Annotated in this window: 19 protein-coding genes; 5 read left to right on the forward strand and 14 right to left on the reverse strand. The window is 62.5% G+C overall.

What is annotated here, in order from left to right:
- Positions 1 to 110: 110 nt before the first annotated feature.
- Positions 111 to 836, reverse strand: coding sequence for a peptidoglycan editing factor PgeF (gene pgeF, locus PFEN_RS07215; RefSeq protein ID WP_191486213.1), 726 nt, complete (start codon positions 834 to 836; stop codon positions 111 to 113).
- Complete coding sequence (gene rluD, locus PFEN_RS07220) at positions 833 to 1,795, reverse strand: 23S rRNA pseudouridine(1911/1915/1917) synthase RluD (protein WP_191486214.1); 963 nt, start codon at positions 1,793 to 1,795, stop codon at positions 833 to 835. Before rluD ends, pgeF begins: the two co-directional genes overlap by 4 nt.
- Before the next feature lie 150 nt (positions 1,796 to 1,945).
- Here rluD and PFEN_RS07225 point away from each other — a divergent pair, with 150 nt between their 5' ends.
- The 4 genes from PFEN_RS07225 to PFEN_RS07240 all read left to right on the forward strand — a co-directional run bounded on the left by PFEN_RS07225 (position 1,946) and on the right by PFEN_RS07240 (position 6,321).
- On the forward strand, positions 1,946 to 2,962 hold the full coding sequence (locus PFEN_RS07225) for an outer membrane protein assembly factor BamD (protein ID WP_191486215.1): 1,017 nt from the start codon (positions 1,946 to 1,948) through the stop codon (positions 2,960 to 2,962).
- Between the two features lie 200 nt (positions 2,963 to 3,162).
- Positions 3,163 to 3,396: a PP0621 family protein gene (locus PFEN_RS07230; protein ID WP_191486216.1), complete on the forward strand. Its 234-nt coding sequence runs from the start codon at positions 3,163 to 3,165 to the stop codon at positions 3,394 to 3,396.
- Positions 3,386 to 4,975, forward strand: a complete 1,590-nt coding sequence (locus PFEN_RS07235) for a two-component system sensor histidine kinase NtrB (RefSeq protein WP_191486217.1) — start codon at positions 3,386 to 3,388, stop codon at positions 4,973 to 4,975. Before PFEN_RS07230 ends, PFEN_RS07235 begins: the two co-directional genes overlap by 11 nt.
- Positions 4,976 to 4,977: 2 nt before the next feature.
- On the forward strand, positions 4,978 to 6,321 hold the full coding sequence (locus tag PFEN_RS07240; RefSeq protein ID WP_191486218.1) for a sigma-54-dependent transcriptional regulator: 1,344 nt from the start codon (positions 4,978 to 4,980) through the stop codon (positions 6,319 to 6,321).
- A gap of 75 nt (positions 6,322 to 6,396) precedes the next feature.
- On the opposite strand, the gene thiO is transcribed toward PFEN_RS07240, so the two are convergent.
- Genes thiO through PFEN_RS07275 form a run of 7 tightly spaced genes read right to left on the reverse strand, consistent with a single transcriptional unit; the run spans position 6,397 to position 13,245 of the window.
- Entirely contained in the window at positions 6,397 to 7,497 is a 1,101-nt protein-coding gene (gene thiO / locus PFEN_RS07245) for a glycine oxidase ThiO (protein WP_191486219.1), read from the reverse strand.
- Positions 7,498 to 7,550: 53 nt separating this feature from the next.
- Complete coding sequence (locus tag PFEN_RS07250) at positions 7,551 to 7,949, reverse strand: type IV pilin protein (protein ID WP_191486220.1); 399 nt, start codon at positions 7,947 to 7,949, stop codon at positions 7,551 to 7,553.
- A gap of 12 nt (positions 7,950 to 7,961) precedes the next feature.
- A complete protein-coding gene (locus PFEN_RS07255) occupies positions 7,962 to 11,096 on the reverse strand; it encodes a pilus assembly protein (protein WP_191486221.1) in 3,135 nt (1,044 codons plus the stop codon).
- Positions 11,083 to 11,577 (reverse strand): PilX N-terminal domain-containing pilus assembly protein, encoded by a 495-nt coding sequence (locus PFEN_RS07260; RefSeq protein WP_191486222.1) that lies wholly within the window; start codon positions 11,575 to 11,577, stop codon positions 11,083 to 11,085. Before PFEN_RS07260 ends, PFEN_RS07255 begins: the two co-directional genes overlap by 14 nt.
- 11 nt (positions 11,578 to 11,588) lie before the next feature.
- Complete coding sequence (locus PFEN_RS07265; protein ID WP_191486223.1) at positions 11,589 to 12,299, reverse strand: PilW family protein; 711 nt, start codon at positions 12,297 to 12,299, stop codon at positions 11,589 to 11,591.
- Positions 12,296 to 12,766: a type IV pilus modification protein PilV gene (pilV, locus tag PFEN_RS07270; protein ID WP_224770912.1), complete on the reverse strand. Its 471-nt coding sequence runs from the start codon at positions 12,764 to 12,766 to the stop codon at positions 12,296 to 12,298. The genes PFEN_RS07265 and pilV overlap by 4 nt, the downstream gene beginning before the upstream one ends.
- Positions 12,766 to 13,245, reverse strand: a complete 480-nt coding sequence (locus PFEN_RS07275; protein WP_191486224.1) for a GspH/FimT family pseudopilin — start codon at positions 13,243 to 13,245, stop codon at positions 12,766 to 12,768. Before PFEN_RS07275 ends, pilV begins: the two co-directional genes overlap by 1 nt.
- Positions 13,246 to 13,378: 133 nt before the next feature.
- Between PFEN_RS07275 and PFEN_RS07280 the strand changes: the two genes are divergently transcribed.
- Positions 13,379 to 13,924 carry a GspH/FimT family pseudopilin gene (locus tag PFEN_RS07280; protein ID WP_191486225.1) on the forward strand — a complete coding sequence of 182 codons (546 nt, stop codon included), beginning with the start codon at positions 13,379 to 13,381 and terminating at the stop codon, positions 13,922 to 13,924.
- Here PFEN_RS07280 and ispH read toward each other — a convergent pair.
- From ispH to ribF, 5 genes are all read right to left on the reverse strand, one after another.
- Positions 13,901 to 14,848: a 4-hydroxy-3-methylbut-2-enyl diphosphate reductase gene (gene ispH, locus PFEN_RS07285; protein ID WP_191486226.1), complete on the reverse strand. Its 948-nt coding sequence runs from the start codon at positions 14,846 to 14,848 to the stop codon at positions 13,901 to 13,903. The genes PFEN_RS07280 and ispH overlap by 24 nt on opposite strands.
- A gap of 80 nt (positions 14,849 to 14,928) precedes the next feature.
- Positions 14,929 to 15,366, reverse strand: a complete 438-nt coding sequence (fkpB, locus tag PFEN_RS07290; protein WP_191486425.1) for an FKBP-type peptidyl-prolyl cis-trans isomerase — start codon at positions 15,364 to 15,366, stop codon at positions 14,929 to 14,931.
- A gap of 7 nt (positions 15,367 to 15,373) precedes the next feature.
- Positions 15,374 to 15,889: a signal peptidase II gene (gene lspA, locus PFEN_RS07295; protein WP_191486227.1), complete on the reverse strand. Its 516-nt coding sequence runs from the start codon at positions 15,887 to 15,889 to the stop codon at positions 15,374 to 15,376.
- Positions 15,882 to 18,713: an isoleucine--tRNA ligase gene (ileS, locus tag PFEN_RS07300; protein ID WP_191486228.1), complete on the reverse strand. Its 2,832-nt coding sequence runs from the start codon at positions 18,711 to 18,713 to the stop codon at positions 15,882 to 15,884. Before ileS ends, lspA begins: the two co-directional genes overlap by 8 nt.
- Positions 18,710 to 19,660, reverse strand: a complete 951-nt coding sequence (gene ribF / locus PFEN_RS07305; RefSeq protein WP_191486229.1) for a bifunctional riboflavin kinase/FAD synthetase — start codon at positions 19,658 to 19,660, stop codon at positions 18,710 to 18,712. Before ribF ends, ileS begins: the two co-directional genes overlap by 4 nt.
- Position 19,661 lies beyond the last annotated feature (1 nt).

Raw genomic sequence — 19,661 nt, forward strand, 5'->3', positions numbered from 1 at the left:
CAGGCCGGAGCAAAGGACGCACCTGATAAAGAAACCTGCCAGATGCTCCAGTAGATGCGGCCTATTCTGAGAGATTCAAGCGCCACAAGCTTGACGAAGATCAGAAGAGTCTAGTCTTGCAGCCAGATCAGGGAGGCGAAGCGACCGGTGCGTGGGCTACGCCGGTAGGAGAAAAAGCGCGGATCGCTGACCGTGCAGAACCCGCCACCATGGACGGCGGTGACTCCGCATGCCGCCAGGCGCAGGCGCGCCAGGGCATAAATGTCGGCCATGAAGCGCCCGGCATTGACGCTGGGTACGAAGGCTTCGATTGTTTCAGGATGCGTGGAGAGAAACGCTTCGCGCACTTCCGCGCCCACTTCGAACGCCCCGGGACCGATGGCCGGGCCGAGCCAGACGAGGACTTGCGCGGCCGGCACGTCCAGACGCTCGACGGTGGCCTCCAGTACTCCCGCCGCCAACCCGCGCCAGCCGGCATGGGCAGCGGCCACACGGGTGCCGGCGCGGTCGCAGAACAACGCGGGCAGGCAATCGGCGGTCATCGCCGTGCAGGCGACGCCCGGCGTGCTCGTCCAGCAGCCATCGGCCTCGGCGGTCAGCGCCGGATCGGCCTCGACCACCCTGACGCCATGCACCTGACGCAGCCAGGCCGGGCGGATCGCGAAGGCGTCGGTGAGCCGCCGGCGATTTTCCGTGACGACAAGCGGATCGTCGTCGACATGATCGCCCAGGTTGAGGCTGTCGAACGGTGCCAGGCTGGCACCGCCCGCCCGCGTGGTCACGCAGGCCCTGACCCGAGCCGGCGCGGGCCAGTCGGGGATCAGGAAGTCCGTCACCCGACGAACGCCTCGCGGTCCTGCTTGAGCAACGACAGCAACCAGACGAAATCGTCCGGCAGCGGCGATTCCCAGCTCATGCGCTTACCGGTGGTCGGATGATCCAACTCCAGGAAACGCGCGTGCAGGGCCTGGCGCGGGAAGTTTTTCAGCGACTCGACCATGGTCGCGCTGGCCGCCGGCGGAATACGGAAGCGACCGCCGTAGGCCGGATCGCCGACCAGCGGGAAGTTGATGTGTGCCATGTGTACGCGAATCTGGTGGGTACGACCGGTTTCCAGCTTCACCCGCACATGAGTGTGGGAACGGAAGCGCTCCAGCACGCGATAATGACTCACCGCCTGCTTGCCGCCTTCCATCACCGCCATGCGCTGGCGCTGCTGGCCGTGGCGACCGATGGGCGCATTGATCTTGCCGCCGGCGGTGACCACGCCGATCACGATGCATTCGTAGATCCGGCTGACGCTGCGGCTCTGCAACTGCGTGACCAGTTGCGTCTGGGCCTGGATGGTCTTGGCCACCACCATCAGACCGGTGGTGTCCTTGTCCAGCCGGTGCACGATGCCCGCGCGCGGCACATTGATGATGTCCGGTACGTGGTGCAGCAAGGCGTTGAGCAAGGTGCCGTCGGCATGACCGGCCGCCGGATGGACCACCAGGCCCGCCGGCTTGTTGATCACCAGGATATCGTCGTCTTCATAGACGATATCCAGTTCGATGTCCTGGGCGATCCATTCGCCCTGAGCTTCCTGCTCGGCAGTCAGTTCAAGCACGGCACCGCCATGGACTATGTCGCGTGGGCGGATAACCGCTCCATCCACAGTCAGGCGGCCGTCCTTGATCCAGGCGGAAAGGCGCGAGCGTGAGTGCTCAGCGAAGAGTTGGGCGGCGACTTGATCGAGGCGTTGACCGCCCAGTTCGGACGGCACCTCTGCGCGAAGTTCAATTTTATCGGACATGCTCGGACTAGGCGTCGGCACAGCCTTTGGTTTCGGCTGCGCGCTTGTGGTTAAATACGGCGTCTTTTGCCCCGAGGCTTTCAACGGGGCACTCATCATAACAGGACGGCCCCGCCCAAGACAGCGGCCGTCATAGGGACGCAAGCCGCCATGCAAGTGAGACACCTGCTGCTGATCGCCATCCTCGCACTGACTGCTGCTTGCTCGTCGAAGGAAGTCGTCGACGAAAACTTGAGCGAAGTCGAGCTGTACCAGCAGGCGCAGGCCGACCTGGACAACCACAGCTATACCAGTGCCACCGCCAAGCTCAAGGCTCTGGAGTCGCGTTATCCGTTCGGTCGCTACGCCGACCAGGCCCAGCTCGAACTGATCTACGCCAACTACAAGAATGGCGAACCGGAGGCCGCCAAGTCGGCCGCCGAGCGTTTCATCCGCCTGCACCCACAGCATCCGAACGTCGACTACGCCTACTACCTCAAGGGCCTGACCTCGTTCGACCGCGACGTCGGCCTGCTCGCGCGCTTCCTGCCGCTGGACATGACCAAGCGTGACCCGGGCGCGGCCCGCGACTCCTACAACGAGTTCGCCCAGCTCACCAGCCGCTACCCGAACAGCCGCTACGCGCCGGACGCCAAGCAGCGCATGATCTATCTGCGCAACCTGCTGGCGGCCTACGAGATCCACGTGGCCGACTACTACCTGACCCGTCAGGCTTATGTCGCCGCCGCCAACCGCGGTCGCTATGTGGTGGAAAACTTCCAGGAAACCCCGTCGGTCGCTGACGGCCTGGCGGTCATGGTCGAGTCGTACCAGCGCCTGCACCTGGACGAACTGGCGGCTTCGAGCCTCGAAGTGCTGAAAGCCAACTACCCGAACCATCCGTCGCTGGTGGACGGTCAGTTCGTGCCACGCGTGGCCGAAGCGGACAACCGCTCATGGATGAGCAAGGTTACCCTGGGTCTGATCGAGTCCCGTCCGCCGCTGCCGCCGGGAGAAACCCGCGCCAACCAAGACGTGGTCAAGCAATTCCAGGACGCCAAGGATGCGATTCCGTCCGACCTGAAGCCGCAGGAAGGCGATGCCGCCCAGGAAGAGCAACACCAGGCCGAAGGCAACAACAGCAACCGCTCCTGGTTCAGCTACATGACCTTCGGTCTATTCGACTGAATCGCCCGGTAGGTGCCGGTTTGCCGGCGATGGCGGCGGCCCATTCTCCGCCGCCATTTCCCGCTACCCGCCGACATGTATGAGAAAAGAGCCTTTCGAGGCTCTTTTTTTTGCCATTGCATTGCCCACAAGCGAATGCACTGTGCGCCCGGCATGTCCTTGGCTAAACTGCCGGATCATTTGCCAAGAAGCGGGTTGTCATGGTTCGTCTACTGTTCTGGATTGCGCTGATCGCCGCCGCCGTATGGTTCTGGCGCAAATTCAATCGGCCCGCCGCCCCCGCCCGCCCGGCAGACGCACTGGATGCCGCGCCCATGGTCCGCTGTGCCCATTGCGGCGTGCACCTGCCCCGCGACCGCGCCCTGAACCTGCAACAGGACTGGTATTGCAGCCAGGCCCACCTCGAGCAAGGCCCGGGCGCTCGTGAGCGCTGAGACCTTCGGTCTCGGCGACTCCCAGGCCCGGCGCCTGCTGCGGCTCTACCACCTCTATCGCCTGAGTATCGGCGTCGCCCTGGTGCTACTGATCTCCAGCAACATGGACGATAAGTTGCTGGAGCTGACCGACGGCGAACTGTTTCGTACCGGCAGCTGGATCTACCTGATCCTGAATATCCTGGTGGTGGTCCTGCTGGAAGATCCCAGGCATCAGGCCCAGGTCTTCGCCCTGGCCCTGGCGGATGCGCTGATGCTGTCCGGCCTGTTCTATGCCGCCGGTGGCGTACCGAGCGGCATCGGCAACCTGCTGATCGCCTGCGTGGCCATCAGCAACGTGTTGTTACGCGGCCGTATCGGCCTGCTGATCGCCGCCATTTCGGCCATCGGTATCATCTACCTGACCTTCTACCTGAGTTTCAGCCACCCGGCCGCCGCCAACTATTACGTACAGGCCGGCTTGCTGGGCATCTTGTGCTTCGCCGTCGCGGTACTGGTGCAAGGCCTGACCCGGTTGCTGGCGGTGAGCGAACACCTCGCTGAACAACGCGCCAGCGACGTCACCAACCTGGAAGAACTCAACGCCCTGATCCTGCAACGCATGCGCACCGGCATCCTGGTGCTCGACGAGCAACGCCGGGTGCAGCTCGCCAATCAAGGGGCGCTGCTGCTAATCGGCGAGCAGGACCTGAGTGGCCGCTTGATTGACGCCTACTCCCTGGAACTGGTCGAGCGCCTGCACGTCTGGCAAAGCAATCCGAGCCTTCGCCCAAAAAGCCTGAAGATCCTCGGCGCCGGTCCCATCCTGCAACCGAGCTTCATCGCATTGAAACGCGGTGGGCACGACCAGACGCTGATCTTTCTCGAAGACCTGTCGCAGATCGCCCAGCAGGCCCAGCAGCTCAAGCTGGCCGCCCTGGGTCGCCTGACCGCCGGCATCGCCCATGAAATCCGCAACCCGCTGGGCGCCATCAGCCACGCGGCCCAGTTGCTGCAAGAGTCGGAACAAATGCCGGAAGCCGACCGCCGCCTCACGCAGATCATCCAGGACCAATCCAAACGCCTGAACCTGGTGATCGAGAACGTGCTCCAGCTGTCCCGGCGGCGCCCGACACAACCCCAATTGCTCAACCTTAACGAGTGGCTACAGGTCTTCGTCAAGGAATGGCGTGAGCAGGCCCGCCCCAACCAGTGCCTGCACCTGCAGCTCGACGATAGCCCTCTGCAAACCCGCGCCGACCCACTGCAATTGACCCAGGTGCTGAATAACCTGCTGGAAAACGGCCTGCGCTACAGCGCCCAGCTGCACGAGTTGGCGCAAGTCTGGCTGACCTTGGCGCAGGACCCGCACAACGGCTTGCCGACCCTGGAGATCGTGGATAACGGCCCCGGCGTCGCCCCCGACCAGCGCCAGCACCTGTTCGAACCCTTCTTCACCACCGAGAGCAAAGGCACCGGCCTGGGGCTGTACCTGTCCCGCGAGCTATGCGAAAGCAACCAGGCGCGCCTAGACTACTCGGTACGCCAAGGCGGCAGTTGCTTTCGCATCACCTTCGCACACGCCCTCAAACAGAGTTGAACATGAGCCCACGGCAGAAGATCCTGATCGTCGATGATGAACCGGATATCCGCGAACTCCTGGAGATAACCCTGGGCCGGATGAAACTCGACACCAGCAGTGCCCGCAACGTCGAGCAAGCCAGGAAAATGCTGGCCCAGGAGGATTTCGACCTGTGCCTGACCGATATGCGCCTGCCGGACGGCACCGGCCTTGAGCTGGTCCAGCATATCCAGCAACGCTATCCCCAGGTGCCCGTGGCGATGATCACTGCCTATGGCAGCCTCGATACCGCGATCAACGCCTTGAAATCCGGGGCTTTCGACTTCCTGACCAAGCCGGTGGACCTGGCGCGCCTGCGCGAACTGGTGAGCAGCGCCTTGCGCCTGCCGACCAGCGGTGGCAAGCCACCGCCCAGCGACAGCCGGCTGCTGGGTGACTCACTGCCCATGCGCGCCCTGCGCAAGCAGATCGACAAACTCGCCCGCAGCCAGGCACCGGTCTACATCAGCGGAGAATCGGGCAGCGGCAAGGAACTGGTGGCGCGGCTGATCCATGCCCAAGGACCACGCGCCGAGCGGCCGTTCGTGCCGGTGAACTGCGGGGCGATTCCAGCCGAGCTGATGGAAAGCGAGTTCTTCGGTCATCGCAAAGGCAGTTTTACCGGCGCGGTGGAGGACAAACCGGGGCTGTTCCAGGCGGCCAATGGCGGCACGCTGTTTCTCGATGAAGTCGCCGACCTGCCGCTGGCGATGCAGGTCAAGCTGTTGCGCGCCATCCAGGAAAAGGCCGTGCGCAGTGTCGGTGGGCAGCAGGAGGAAATCGTCGATGTGCGAATCCTCTGCGCCACCCACAAGGATCTGAACGCCGAAGTCAGTGCCGAGCGTTTCCGCCAGGACCTTTACTATCGCCTGAACGTCATCGAGTTGCGGGTACCGTCGTTGCGCGAGCGCCGCGACGATATCGAACCACTGGCCACCCATGTCCTCGAACGGCTGGCCTCGGGCAGCGGCATGCCGGCGGCCCGCCTGCACCCGCTGGCGCTGGATACGCTCAAGGGCTACCGCTTTCCGGGTAACGTGCGGGAACTGGAGAACATGCTCGAACGGGCCTACACCCTGTGTGAGAACGAACAGATCGAAGCTGGCGACCTGCGCCTGGCCGAAGGCGGCGGCAGCCACGCGCAAGTCGGCGAACCGAGCCTGGCGCAGATCGACAACCTGGAAGATTACCTGGAAAGCATCGAGCGCAAGCTCATTCTCCAGGCGCTGGAGGAAACCCGCTGGAACCGCACGGCGGCGGCCCAGCGCTTGAACCTGTCGTTTCGTTCGATGCGCTATCGGCTCAAGAAGCTTGGGCTGGATTGAAACACGCTCGTTGCAGGAGTCGGCTTGCCGGACTCCTGCAAGGTTTGCGCTGTTCTTGAGATCACCGGAGCAGTTTCAGATCCGGCCCTCGGGCGCATAGGGCGCCGGATCGATGATTGGCGCACGCTCCAGCAACAGATCGGCAAACAGCTGGCAGGAAGCCGGGGCCAGCACCAGCCCGTTGCGATAATGCCCGCAGTTCAGCCATAAGCCCTCGAACCCCGGCACCCGACCGATATAGGGAATGCCCTCGGGCGAGCCCGGCCGCAAGCCTGCCCAATGCCCCACCACCTCGGCCTCAGCCAGCGCCGGAATCAACTCGAGCGCCGAAGCCTTGAGACTTTCCAGTGCCGACAGCGTCGGTGTCTTGTCGAACCCTTCATGCTCCAGGGTACTGCCCACCAGGATATGCCCGTCACGCCGTGGAATCGCATAACGGCCCTTGGCCAGGACCATGCTCGAAAGAAAGTCCGCCGCGCATTTGTAGAGAATCATCTGGCCCTTGACCGGCTCCACCGGCAGTGCCAGTCCCAGGCTGCCCAGCAACTCTCCACTCCAGGCGCCGGCCGCCAGCACCACCTGATCGGCACGCAGCTCACCCGTGGCCGTGTGCACCCCCACTACGCGCTCGCCGTCACGGAGAAACCCGGCCACCTCGCACTGCTCGTGAATCGTTACATTGGGCAACGCCTGCAAGGCGGCCTTGAGGGACTTCACCAGGCGCGGGTTACGCACATTGGCGACATTGGCCATGTAGATCGCCCGGGAATAACCATCGCCCAGTACCGGCACCGCGTCGTGTACCGCCGAGATATCCACCGCGCTCAGCGGCCGCTGTTCACGTCGGGCCCAGGCCAGAGCCTCGGCTTCGTCATCCAGGTCGAGCCAGTACAGGCCGGTGGTATGCACCTCGGGATCGACCCCGGTGGCGGCGAACAGGCGCTCGCCCAGTTGTGGGTAGAAGTCCTGGGACCAATGGGCCAATGCCGTGACCGCCGGACTGTAGCGCCACGGATACAGCGGGGAAACGATCCCGCCACCGGCCCAGGAGGACTCCAGGCCGAGACCGGAGCGGTCCAGCAGCGTCACTTGCCCGACCTCGGCGGCCAGATTGAATGCGCTCAGCAGGCCAATCACACCGCCGCCGACGATTATCACGTGTTGTTGCCCGGCCATCTCATCATCCAACCAGAAAAAGAAACAGGCGCCAGGATGCGCCCACAATAGCCTCAGCGTCCCCAACAGTCCTTGGTCGCCACACCTGCGCTGGCCCCGGGATTGGTGCGCGCGCCGGCATTGTTGATACTAAACCCACCACACTTGTCACCGACCATCATCGACCCGGGCGCCGCCGTCGCCGCCAGGGTGAAATCCGAGGCATTCAACGTTTGGGCAATCGTGTAATAGCTATTGCCGGCACTGACTGTCGCCCCCGAATAAGTACCGTTCTTCGAGTAGAACCGCTCAAGGTTCTGGGTCTGCTCGGACAACAACCCGGCGATCTCCGAACGATGGGTGCGCTTCACATACTCGGTGTAACTGGGATAGGCCACCGCCGCCAGGATAGCGACAATGGCGACGACGATCATGAGTTCGATCAAGGTAAAGCCTTTGGAGATTTTTTGCATACGCCGCCTTCCCTATTGAATTTGTCGCCACATGATCCGCCGACTGCCACCACCACCCTTTTCCGCCATGGAGGTGATACCGCCACTGGAATCGCTGAAAATCTTGGCGGTGGAATGGTTGAGGATACTCGTCAGGTTCGGAATACCGACAGAAAAGATAAACCCGCTGGATTGCAGGTCGCTGGCATCGACCACGCCACTGCCGTTGGTGTCGAGCACCGGATAGCTGAGCATCTTGCCGGTAAACGCATCCAGTTCCACTACCTTGCCGGTACCGAAGCTGACGCACGGATCGGTGGTATCGACCGCGGCCGTGGTGAAGATGATCCGACCAAGGGTGATCTGCGCCGGGTAGATCACCCGCTCGCCAGCCGCGACGTTGTTGTAGATCAGCGGCAGGTACCAGCCTTTTTGCGTCGGGTAAGTCACTGCATTGGTGCTGGTGGTGATGAACTGGGTACCGTTGGAGGTGAACACCCCGGTGATCGACTGGGCCTGCAAGTTGCTGACGGTCAATTGCCCACTGCTGCCGGCGGCATCCCAGACGGCATAGAAGCCTTGCAGGTCCTTGCTCAACTTGTCCGCGGTCTCGTTGAACTTGCCGGTGCCGAAAAATACCATCTTGCCCCCGACCGGGTTATCCGCCAGCAACGGCTGCGCGGTAATCGGCTGGGTGCTGGTACCCGGCGCGGTGAACAGCGGACTGCCGGCAAAGGCCAAGCCCCAGCTGGCAGACGAGGTGGCGCTAAGGTCGAATTTCCACATGCGCCCCTTGAGGTCGCCGCCGTAGGCGGCCTGCACCACATTTTGCGCATTCACGACCAACTTCACCGAGGACAGGCCGTTGGTGGTTTCGCTGGCGTTGACCACTATTTTGCTGATCAACGAACCATCGCGGATATCCACGACATACAAGGCCGCCACCCCGGAGTTACTGCCGTAGCCGTTGGCGATGAACGCCGCCCAACGGCCATCGGAGAGTTTCGCCACCTCGGGTTTGGCGTAAGCGTAGCCCAGGTCGTTGAAGGCGTTGCCGGTGTTCGGGGTGTCTGGCGCACGCATCTCCCAAAGCGCGTTGTACACATTACCGGCCGACGCATCATACAGTTGCACCGCATAAAAGGCCTTGCCGCCCGCCCCGACACCACCCAGCGCGATGGTCTTCCAGGCACTATTGTTGAACTGGGCATCGTACACGCCCACCTGACCGTCATTGAGAAACTTGTGCCCGGTGCCATTGGCGTAGGCCGGGTCCGCGATGAAGTGCAGCGAAGGCAGCACGCTGGAAGGCATATAGGCGTAGAGCCGAGTCCCCTTGTTCGCGTCGATGACACTGAGGAAACCGTCGTTGCCATTGACCACCAGGCTGCTGTTCATGCCCGTGGCCTTGGTCGCCAGATAGCTGGTGTAGCTGGTATCGCCCACCAGATCGGAAGCCGTTTGCGCAGCGGGCAAGGCAGCGGCCAACGGCGAGTTGATAATATCGCCCAGCAACACGGTACGTGTCTTCAACCCGGTCTTGTTGGTGCCTTTGCTCCACTCCACCAGGTCGGAGCCCAAGATGCCCGTGGGCAGGTTCAAGTTGAGGGTGGCTTGCTGCGTTGCGGAGAAACCGCTGAATGCCAGACTGATCGCCGCGTTGCTGGTGGTATTCCAGGATTGGTATAGCGGCGCGGGAGTCGACCCCGGAAGGATAGTGCCGTCGGTACTCCAGTTGACCGCTGCCAGATTGACCGTGCCATTGCTGTTGAGGCCATAGGATTTGATCGTGCCACGCCAGTCCTTGGGGTCGTAAGCGGTCTGAAAATAACTCGTCCCGGTCCCCGTGAGCGCGGAACTGGACACGCCGCCGCCACCGGAACCGGCCTTGGAGGTGATATCGCTGAACGCCGACGCCAGCGCCGCATTCAAGCTGGCACTGTCGATGGCCTGGTAGGATTTGCCCTTGCCATAAGTAGCCGCATTGGCAAGCATCTGGTTATTGGCCGTGAGCCCCACGGTATAGGTAAACATGTTCTGCTTGAGAAAGTCGGGGCTGTCCCAGCTTTTCCCGGCCGCGTCGTTGCCCGCCGAACGCATATCGATGTCGTAGGCGAATTTGGCGATATCGTCCAGGTACAGGGTATCCCCCTCCTTGTCGCCAGTGGGGTTATTGCCGTCACTGATGCCATCCCAATTGGGCAGTGAGGGAGGCCCGCCCTGGGCCTGGGGATCGTCGGTCGGGAAGGTGCGGTCATAGGTCGGCAGACCATCGGTGACCACCACGCCGTAGTTTTTCTGGCAGCGATACTGGATCGGGCTGGTATAGGTGCTGGGCGATGTATTGTAGTAAGGCGTCATGCCGCGGAAGTAACGGGTGATCTCGTAGTAGGTTTCGGCGAGGGGCGTGTTGGCAATCGAGCTCAACCCGGAGATGGAGGACAGCAGGTTCTTGTAGTTCGTATCGGCTTGGGCCTGCGTCACCGTGCCACTGACTGGCGACAGATCGCTGATCGGACGCACGATGTAGCCTCCCGGGCCTGGGTCGGAATAACTCGGCGGATTGAAGGTTGCCAGGCCAATACGCAGGTTGCGATTGTTGGTCACCAGCGACGACGCCACGCTACGCGCGACATTGATCCGATAGTCGGTGGGGATCGTCCCATCGGTGTAGTCCTTTTGCTGGGAGGTCATCTGGCTGATCAGATAATAAAGATATTTGTTGGAGATCCGCGTATTGCCGTTCCCCACTGGATCTGGCAGCTTCAGGCAGTAAACGCTCGCGTTTTTGCTGGTGGACAACGTGAAACCAAGGTAGCCGGGGTAGTTGGATGAGCAACTGCCCGGATACAGGTTGCCGATGAACTGGTTGTCACTGGTCATGTCCAGGGTTTGCAGGCTGCCGCAATTGGAATAGGAATAGCAGTTGTAAACCTGCAGGGGGACCTTCGTCTGATCGAAGCCGCTGGCCCAGATCAGGTTGTCCATGCTGCCGGAGTCATCCACCAGCAGCATCACGTTCGGCGCCACCGCCGCCGCGCTCAACAGCGGCGAATCCGAAGGCGTGAACGCATACACCGGCGCGGCCAGATAAAGTCCGAGCAAGGCACCGATGAGCCGCCGCGACCACGCTGAAAAACGGTTTCCGTGGGCCTTAATACTTGGCATAGATACTCTCCACGATTGACCGCGAATTACCGTTGATCGCCACCGCCGTCACCCGGTACAAGGTCGCCGAGGTATTGCTTGGCACGTTCACCGCCGTCATCGTGGTACCAAGGTTCTGTACCCCGTAGAAGCCACTGCCGGCCGCGATCCAATTTACTCCCGAGGTACCATTCGTTCCCGCGGCCGACACCGTGGCAGACTCCGCCGGCGGCGCACAGGTGACATTGGTGGTACACACCGCCAGGACGTAGGTACTTTGCTCCACCGCGCTTTCACCGACGCGCAGCGCCGCCTCGGCAGTCTGGAACGAGCTGTTGCGGAAGGTCACGCTGCCGGCCATCTTCTCCTGCAACGTCGCGTTCTGCATGGAGGAAATGCCGATCAGGGTCAGCAACAACAGGAATATCAGACTGATCAGCAACGCCATGCCACGCTGCGGGCCGGGGCGCAAAGCACTGTATCTTCGGGGCGAGCACGTCATACAAAATCCACCTACTGGAGCCGGTTGCGCAGGGCCGCGACCACGCTGTATTGCTGATCGGCGACTTGACCATTGGGATCGTACAGCGTCATTTGCAGACGCACGCTGCGGATGGTCGCCGGGTCCGCGGGGTTGCTGCTGTAGGAGCTGACCGCGATATCGGTTGCGGACGTCGCGACGCCAAAGGAAACGGTGAAGGTCCGGACATTGCTCACCAACCCGGCTGCTTGGCCGCCTCCGGTGGCGACGGTAATCTGGTTGTTGCTGAAGGCATAGATCTGCTTGCGCAAGGGAAAGGCCATTTGCCCGGCGGCCGGCACGCCCGCGCCCTGAACCGCCGTCGCCGAACTGCGACAATCGGAGAGGATCGTCCAGGTCGGGGCTCCACCACTGCCGCCGATATCGGCGGTCACCAGCGTCAGGGTATTGCTGGCGCTGTTCCAGGTAATCGGCGTGGGGGCGATCGCCAGGAAGTCCGCCGCCGCCGAGGTATTGATAGCGCTGGTGGCCAGGCAGCCGAACATGCCGACCATGCGAATCTCCTGCACCATCTTGCTGAGGATGAAACGCGCATCCTCCTGCATGCCAGCGGCCTTGTTCTGGCTGAGGTAGGTACTTTTGGCGGCGACGAATATCTGGGTAATACCCAGTACGACGATCAACCCCAGGGTGATGGCGATCATCAGTTCGATCAGGCCGAAGCCCCGGCAGCGACGGTTCATGGCGTGGCTACCGGATCGACGGCAACGCGACTATTGAGTATGAAACTGACGGTCGGCGTCGTGTCGCTGGTCATATTGGCGGCCCGCTGGTCACTCCATTTGATGGTGATAGTGATCGCCCGCCCATTCACGGCAATGATCCCATCCCCAGGAGCCCCGGCGAAATTACTGATATTGGTCTTGAAGTCATAGAGATCGGCATCCCGGGCCGCCGTCGAACCCGCCGTTGCCGTGACGCTTGCCACGCCGGCCAGGGAATAGTCCGCATCCGGGTTGGCGCGAATACGGTCCATCATGTCGTAGGCAATGAAACTGGCTTGGCTTCTCATCTTCGAACTGTCCGTGTAGATCAGCGCATTGAGCTGAATCGCCGCCGCCCCCAACAGGCCGACGGCGAGGATCAACACCGAGATCAGCACTTCCACCAGGGTCATCCCCGATTGCCTCGTGTTTTTTGTCCGCCGCATCAGCAACTCCCGCCCAACAGAACCCGGCCATTGAGACACACATTGATCACGCGGCTTTGTGCGCCCAGCGTATAGGTGAACACCACCGCGGAACCGGGGACAGACAAGCCGCCCAGGTTGTTGAAATCGATGCTGGTGACGCCACTGGTCACCGCCAGGGTCGCCCCGCTGGTCATGGCCGCCACGACCCGAATGTACTTGGCCGGACTGGCGCCCTCGTCCGAGACCTGCAGCACGCCCAGGTCGGTGGTCCAGGCCGCATTGGCCGTGGTTGGCCGGATACGAATGGAAACACCACGGTTCATGGCCTCAAGGCGCGCGAAGTTCAGCCCACGAACCAGATCGCTGGCCTCGGTGTCGGCCTTGGAGCCCTGGATCGAACTGGTGAACGAGGGCAAGGCAATCGCCACCAGGATCGCGAAGACCGAGAGGGTGACCATCAATTCGACCAAGGTAAAACCGTGGGTACTGCGGCGCATGAGAAGTCCCTCGATACCATCGACTATAACTAGCGGTACAACCTAAAACATTCTTCATCAAGACGTACGGTTGTTTTCCCAGGATCAGCGCCCGGATCGCGGCGCCGCACCCAATCTCCAGGAGGGAGCCCAGATGGATCAGAAAGGATTCGGTCTTGTCCAGTTGCTGACAGGCATCGCCGTCATCGGCATTCTTGCCCGGTTCGCCAGTCCGGCGTTCAGTGAACTGATCGCCTCGCAGCGGCGTCAGGTCAGCGCCGACGAGCTAGCAAATGGCCTGCAACTGGCTAGAACCGAGGCGATACTACGCCAGCAGGATGTCGTTATGCATGCACTGGAAGAAGATTGGAGCCGAGGCTGGCGAATCATCCTCGACCGCAGCGGGCAAGGTCACCTGGACCCGGACAACCCAGTGCTGGTTGAACGACGCAGCCATGGACTGACACCGATCAAGGGCAACCGCTGGCTCAAGCAGTTCGTTCGCTTCACCGCGATCGGCTCGCTCAACCCGAACAACAGCACATCAATGGGCGGAACCCTGCATGTCTGCGCCAGGGACCAACCGGTCAGCCACCACCAGGTGATACTGGCGGCGACCGGCCGGATCAGGCTCGAGAAGCGGGAAATACCAGAGGCGCTCTGCGCCTCCACAGGCTCAGAGCAACGAGCGAACGCGTAATTCCTTGGGCATGGAGAACGTCACGTTCTCCTCACGCCCGGCCAGTTCATCGGCACCGCTCGCGCCCCAGGCCTGGAGCTGCTGGATCACCCCGCGCACCAGCACTTCCGGCGCCGAGGCACCGGCGGTGATGCCGATCCGTTCGACCCCCTCGAACCAGGCCCGCTGCAAGTCCTCAGCGCCGTCGATCAGGTAGGCCGGCGTCGACATGCGCTCGGCCAGCTCGCGCAGGCGATTGGAGTTGGAGCTGTTCGGGCTGCCCACCACCAACACCACATCGCATTCGTCGGCCAGTTGCTTGACCGCATCCTGGCGGTTCTGCGTGGCATAGCAGATGTCGTCCTTGCGTGGCCCGCCAATGGCCGGGAAGCGCTCCCGCAGGGCATCGATGACACGGCTGGTGTCGTCCATGGACAAGGTGGTCTGGGTCACGAACGCCAGTTTTTCCGGGTGACGCACCTGCAGGGCGGCGACGTCTTTCTCGTCCTCCACCAGGTAGATCGAACCGCCGTTGGCATCGTCGTACTGACCCATGGTGCCTTCGACTTCCGGGTGCCCGGCGTGGCCGATCAGGATGCATTCGCGACCATCGCGGCTGTAGCGCGCCACCTCGATATGCACCTTGGTCACCAGTGGGCAGGTCGCGTCGAATACCTTCAGGCCGCGACCGGCGGCCTCCGTGCGCACGGCCTGGGAAACGCCGTGGGCACTGAAGATAACGATCACGTCATCCGGAACCTGGTCCAGCTCTTCGACGAAGATGGCGCCACGGGCACGCAGGTCTTCGACGACAAATTTGTTGTGGACCACTTCATGGCGCACGTAGATCGGCGGGCCGAAGACTTCCAGGGCCCGGTTGACGATTTCGATGGCCCGGTCCACGCCGGCGCAGAAGCCACGGGGATTGGCGAGTTTGATGTGCATGCTGTGCCTCGTGTCTTGCGCGCAAGGGGTCGATCGTTGGACCGCTGGGGCGGTCTATCGCGAGCAAGCTCGCGATGCTCTTAAAGCGCCTTGACCTCGATGATCTCGACATCGAAGGTCAGGGTCTTGCCCGCCAGTGGGTGGTTGAAGTCGACGGTCACCTCGGCGTCGTCGAAAGCCTTCACCACACCGGGCAGCTCGGTATTGGCCGCATCATTGAAGATCACCAGCAAACCTTCCGACAGTTCCATGTCCTGGAACTGCGAACGCGGGATGACCTGCACATTCTGCGGGTTCGGCTGGCCGAAGGCATTTTCCGGGGCCACGGTCAGGTTGCGCTTGTCGCCGGCCTTGAAGCCGAACAGCGCCACCTCGAAGCCCGGCAGCAGGTTGCCGTCACCGACCTTGAAGGTCGCCGGTGCCTTGTCGAAGGTACTGTCGACGGTATCGCCGTTTTCCAGGCGCAAGGCAAAGTGCAAGGTGACCTGGGTGTTCTGACCGATGCGTTGCTCAGCCACTGCGAATTCAGTCATGAACGGGTTCTCCGGACTTTTTACTTTTGAACATATCCAGCGCCAGCATCACCGCACCGACGCTGATGGCGCTGTCGGCAAAGTTGAACGCCGGGAAGTACCAGCGGTTCTGCCAGTGCACCAGGATGAAGTCGATCACATGGCCCAGGGCGATGCGGTCGTACAAGTTACCCAAAGCGCCACCGAGCACCAGGGCCAGGGCGATCGCCAGCCAGGTTTCGTTACGGCCCAGGCGCTTGAGCCAGACCACCAGCACGGCACTGACCACGACCGCGATCAGCGCGAACAGCCAGCGCTGCCAGCCGGAGCTTTCGGCCAGGAAGCTGAACGCCGCGCCAGTGTTGTAGGCCAGGGTCCAGCTGAAGTAATCGGGAATGATCACGATCTGCTGGTACAGGGTCAGCGAGCTTTCGAAGTGGAGCTTGCTGGCCTGGTCGATGACCAGGACCAGCACGCTCAACCACAACCAGCCCAGGCGGCCGAAACGGCCGGCACTGGCTTTAGGCATAGTGGCGCACCTCGCCTTCGCCGCTGATGTTGTCCACGCAACGACCGCAGATCTCCGGATGTTCCGGGTTGACCCCGACATCCTCGCGATGATGCCAGCAACGGGCACACTTGGCATGGCTCGACTTGACCACCTTGAGCTTCAGCCCGGCCACTTCGGTGACCACCGCATCCGCCGGGGCCAGCGCCAACGGCGCAACGGTCGCGGTGGAGGTGATCAGGACGAAACGCAGTTCGTTGCTCAGCTTGCCCAGGTCGGCCACCAGGGCCTCTTCGGCGAACAGAGTGACTTCGGCCTGCAGGTTGCCGCCGATGGCCTTGGCCGCCCGCAGGTTTTCCATCTCCTTGTTGACCGCGACCTTGACCGCCATGATCCGCTCCCAGTAGGCGCGATCCAGCTCGAAGCCTTCCGGCAGTTCGCTGAGGCCTTCATACCAGGTGTTGAGCATCACCGATTCGTTGCGCTCGCCCGGCAGGTACTGCCACAGCTCGTCGGCGGTGAACGCCAGGATCGGCGCGATCCAGCGCACCAGCGCTTCGCTGATGTGGTACAGCGCGGTCTGGCACGAGCGCCGGGCCTTGCTGTTGGCGCCAGTGGTGTATTGGCGATCCTTGATGATGTCGAGGTAGAAACCGCCCAGCTCCTGCACGCAGAAGTTGTGCACCTTGGAGTAGACGTTCCAGAAACGGTACTCGCCGTAGTGCAGTTCCAGCTCGCGTTGCAGCAGCAGCGCGCGATCCACCGCCCAGCGATCCAGGGCGAGCATCTCTTCGGCCGGCAGCAGGTCGCTGGCCGGGTTGAAACCGCTCAGGTTGGAAAGCAGGAACCGCGCGGTGTTGCGGATCCGCCGGTAGGCGTCGGCGCTGCGTTGCAGAATCTGGTCGGACACCGCCATCTCGCCCGAGTAGTCGGTCGAGGCCACCCACAGGCGCATGATATCGGCGCCCAGGGTGTCGTTGACTTTCTGCGGCGCGATCACATTGCCCAGGGACTTGGACATCTTGCGACCAGCCTCGTCGACGGTAAAACCGTGGGTCAGCAGTTCGCGGTACGGCGCGTGGTTGTCGATCGCGCAACCGGTCAACAAGGAGGAATGGAACCAGCCGCGATGCTGGTCCGAGCCTTCCAGGTACAGGTCGGCGCGCGGGCCGCTCTCATGCCCTACCGGGTGCGAACCGCGCAGCACGTGCCAGTGGGTGGTCCCGGAGTCGAACCAGACGTCGAGGGTGTCGCTGATCTTGTCGTACAGCGGCGCTTCATCGCCCAGCAGCTCGGCGGCGTCCATCTTGAACCAGGCCTCGATACCTTCGACTTCGACGCGCTGGGCCACCTGTTCCATCAGTTCGGCGGTACGCGGGTGCAGTTCGCCGCTTTCCTTGCTGAGGAAGAATGGGATCGGCACGCCCCAGTTGCGCTGGCGGGAGATGCACCAGTCCGGGCGGTTGGCGATCATCGAATGCAGGCGCGCCTGGCCCCAGGCCGGGACGAACTGGGTTTCCTCGATGGCTTTGAGCGCCCGCTCACGCAGGGTATCGCCGGCCACCGGGGTCTTGTCCATGCCGATGAACCATTGCGCGGTGGCGCGGTAGATCAACGGGGTCTTGTGGCGCCAGCAGTGCATGTAGCTGTGACTGATGGTTTCGGTATGCAGCAGGGAGCCGACTTCGGCCAGCTTGTCGACTATGCCTGCGTTGGCCTTGAAGATGAACTGGCCGCCGAAGAACTCCAGGGATTCGGCATACACGCCATTGCTCTGCACCGGGTTGAGGATGTCATCGTTGACCATGCCGTACTGCTTGCAGATCTTGAAGTCGTCCTCGCCGTAGGCCGGGGAGCAGTGCACGATGCCGGTACCGGCGCCCAGTTCGACATAGTCGGCCAGGTACACCGGCGACAGGCGATCATAGAACGGATGACGGAAGTTGATCAGTTCCAGGGCTTCGCCCTTGGCAATGGCCAGGACCGAGCCTTCCAGCTTGTAGCGCGCCAGGCACGCCTCCACCAGCTCTTCGGCCAGCACCAGCAGGCGCTCGCCGATATCCACCAGGGCGTAGTTGAATTCCGGGTGAACGTTCAGCGCCTGGTTGGCCGGGATGGTCCACGGAGTGGTGGTCCAGATCACGATCGCCGCCGGCTTGGTCAGCGACGGCAGGCCGAAAGCGGCGGCCAGCTTGTCCTGGTCGGCAATCGGGAAGGCCACGTCGATGGTCGAGGACTTTTTGTCCTGGTATTCGACTTCGGCTTCCGCCAGCGCCGAAGCGCAATCGAAGCACCAGTTCACCGGCTTGAGGCCCTTGAACACGAAACCGCCCTTGACGATTTCCGCCAAGGCGCGGATTTCACCGGCCTCGTTCTTGAAATCCATGGTCTTGTAGGGGTTGGCGAAGTCGCCGAGCACGCCGAGACGGATGAACTCGGACTTCTGCCCCTCGATCTGCTCGGTGGCGTAGGCGCGGCACAGTTCGCGGGTCTTGTCCGCGCCCAGATTCTTGCCATGGGTCACTTCGACCTTGTGTTCGATCGGCAGGCCATGACAGTCCCAACCCGGCACATAAGGGGCATCGAAGCCGGCCAGGGTCTTGGAACGGATGATCATGTCCTTGAGAATCTTGTTCAGCGCATGACCGATGTGAATCGTGCCGTTGGCATACGGAGGACCGTCGTGAAGAACGAACTTCGGACGATCCTTGCCAATCTCGCGCAACTTCCCGTACAGGCCAATGCTGTCCCAGCGCTGCAGGATCTGCGGTTCGCGCTGTGGCAGGCCGGCCTTCATCGGGAAGGCGGTGTCCGGAAGGTTAAGCGTGGCTTTGTAGTCGGTCATTTCAGGCTCTTTTTAAGCGGTGAACCCTGCCAGTGGGCACGGGCGGCGGCGACGTCCGCATTGATCGCCGTCTTGAGCGCCTCGAGGGAGGCGAATCGCTGCTCATCGCGCAGCTTGTGGTGGAAAACCACGGTCAAACGCCGGTCATACAGATCACCGGCAAAATCCAGCAGGTGCACTTCCAGGTGAGCGCTGCCATCACCTGAAACCGTGGGCCGCACGCCGATATTGGCGACGCCCGGCCACGGCTGGCCGTCGATCTCGACGCTGACCAGGTAAACCCCGGTCAACGGCACGCGACGGCGCTTGAGCTGCACGTTGGCGGTCGGCGTGCCCAGTTGGCGCGCCAGCTTCTGGCCATGCAGCACCCGCCCGACAATGCCGAACGGACGACCGAGCAAACGCTCGGCCAGGGGGAAATCCGCCGCCGCCAGGGCATTGCGCACCTGGGTGCTGCTGACCCGCAGGCCATCGAGCTCGACGGTCTGCGCCGCCTCGACGGTGAAACCACGGGCGCTGCCAGCCTGCCGCAGAAACGCGAAGTCGCCAACGCGATCACAGCCGAAGCGGAAATCGTCGCCGACCTCCAGATGCTGCACGCCAAGACCTTCCACCAGGATGGTATCGACGAACTCGGCGGCGCTGAGCTTGCTCAGGCGCTGGTTGAAGGCCAGGCACAGGACCCGGTCGACGCCCTCGGCGGCCAGCAGTTTCAGCTTGTCGCGCAAGCGCGCCAGGCGCGCCGGTGCGGTGTCCGGGGCAAAGAATTCGCGTGGCTGCGGCTCGAAAATCACCACGCAGCTGGGTACGCCCAACTCCAACGCGCGCTCGCGCAGTCGGGCCAGGATAGCCTGGTGACCACGGTGAACACCGTCAAAGTTGCCAATGGTGGCGACGCAGCCCCGATGCCAGGGGCGCAGGTTGTGAAAGCCTCGAACCAGCTGCATA

The organism is Pseudomonas sp. FEN (assembly GCF_904067045.1).
Taxonomy (GTDB): domain Bacteria; phylum Pseudomonadota; class Gammaproteobacteria; order Pseudomonadales; family Pseudomonadaceae; genus Aquipseudomonas.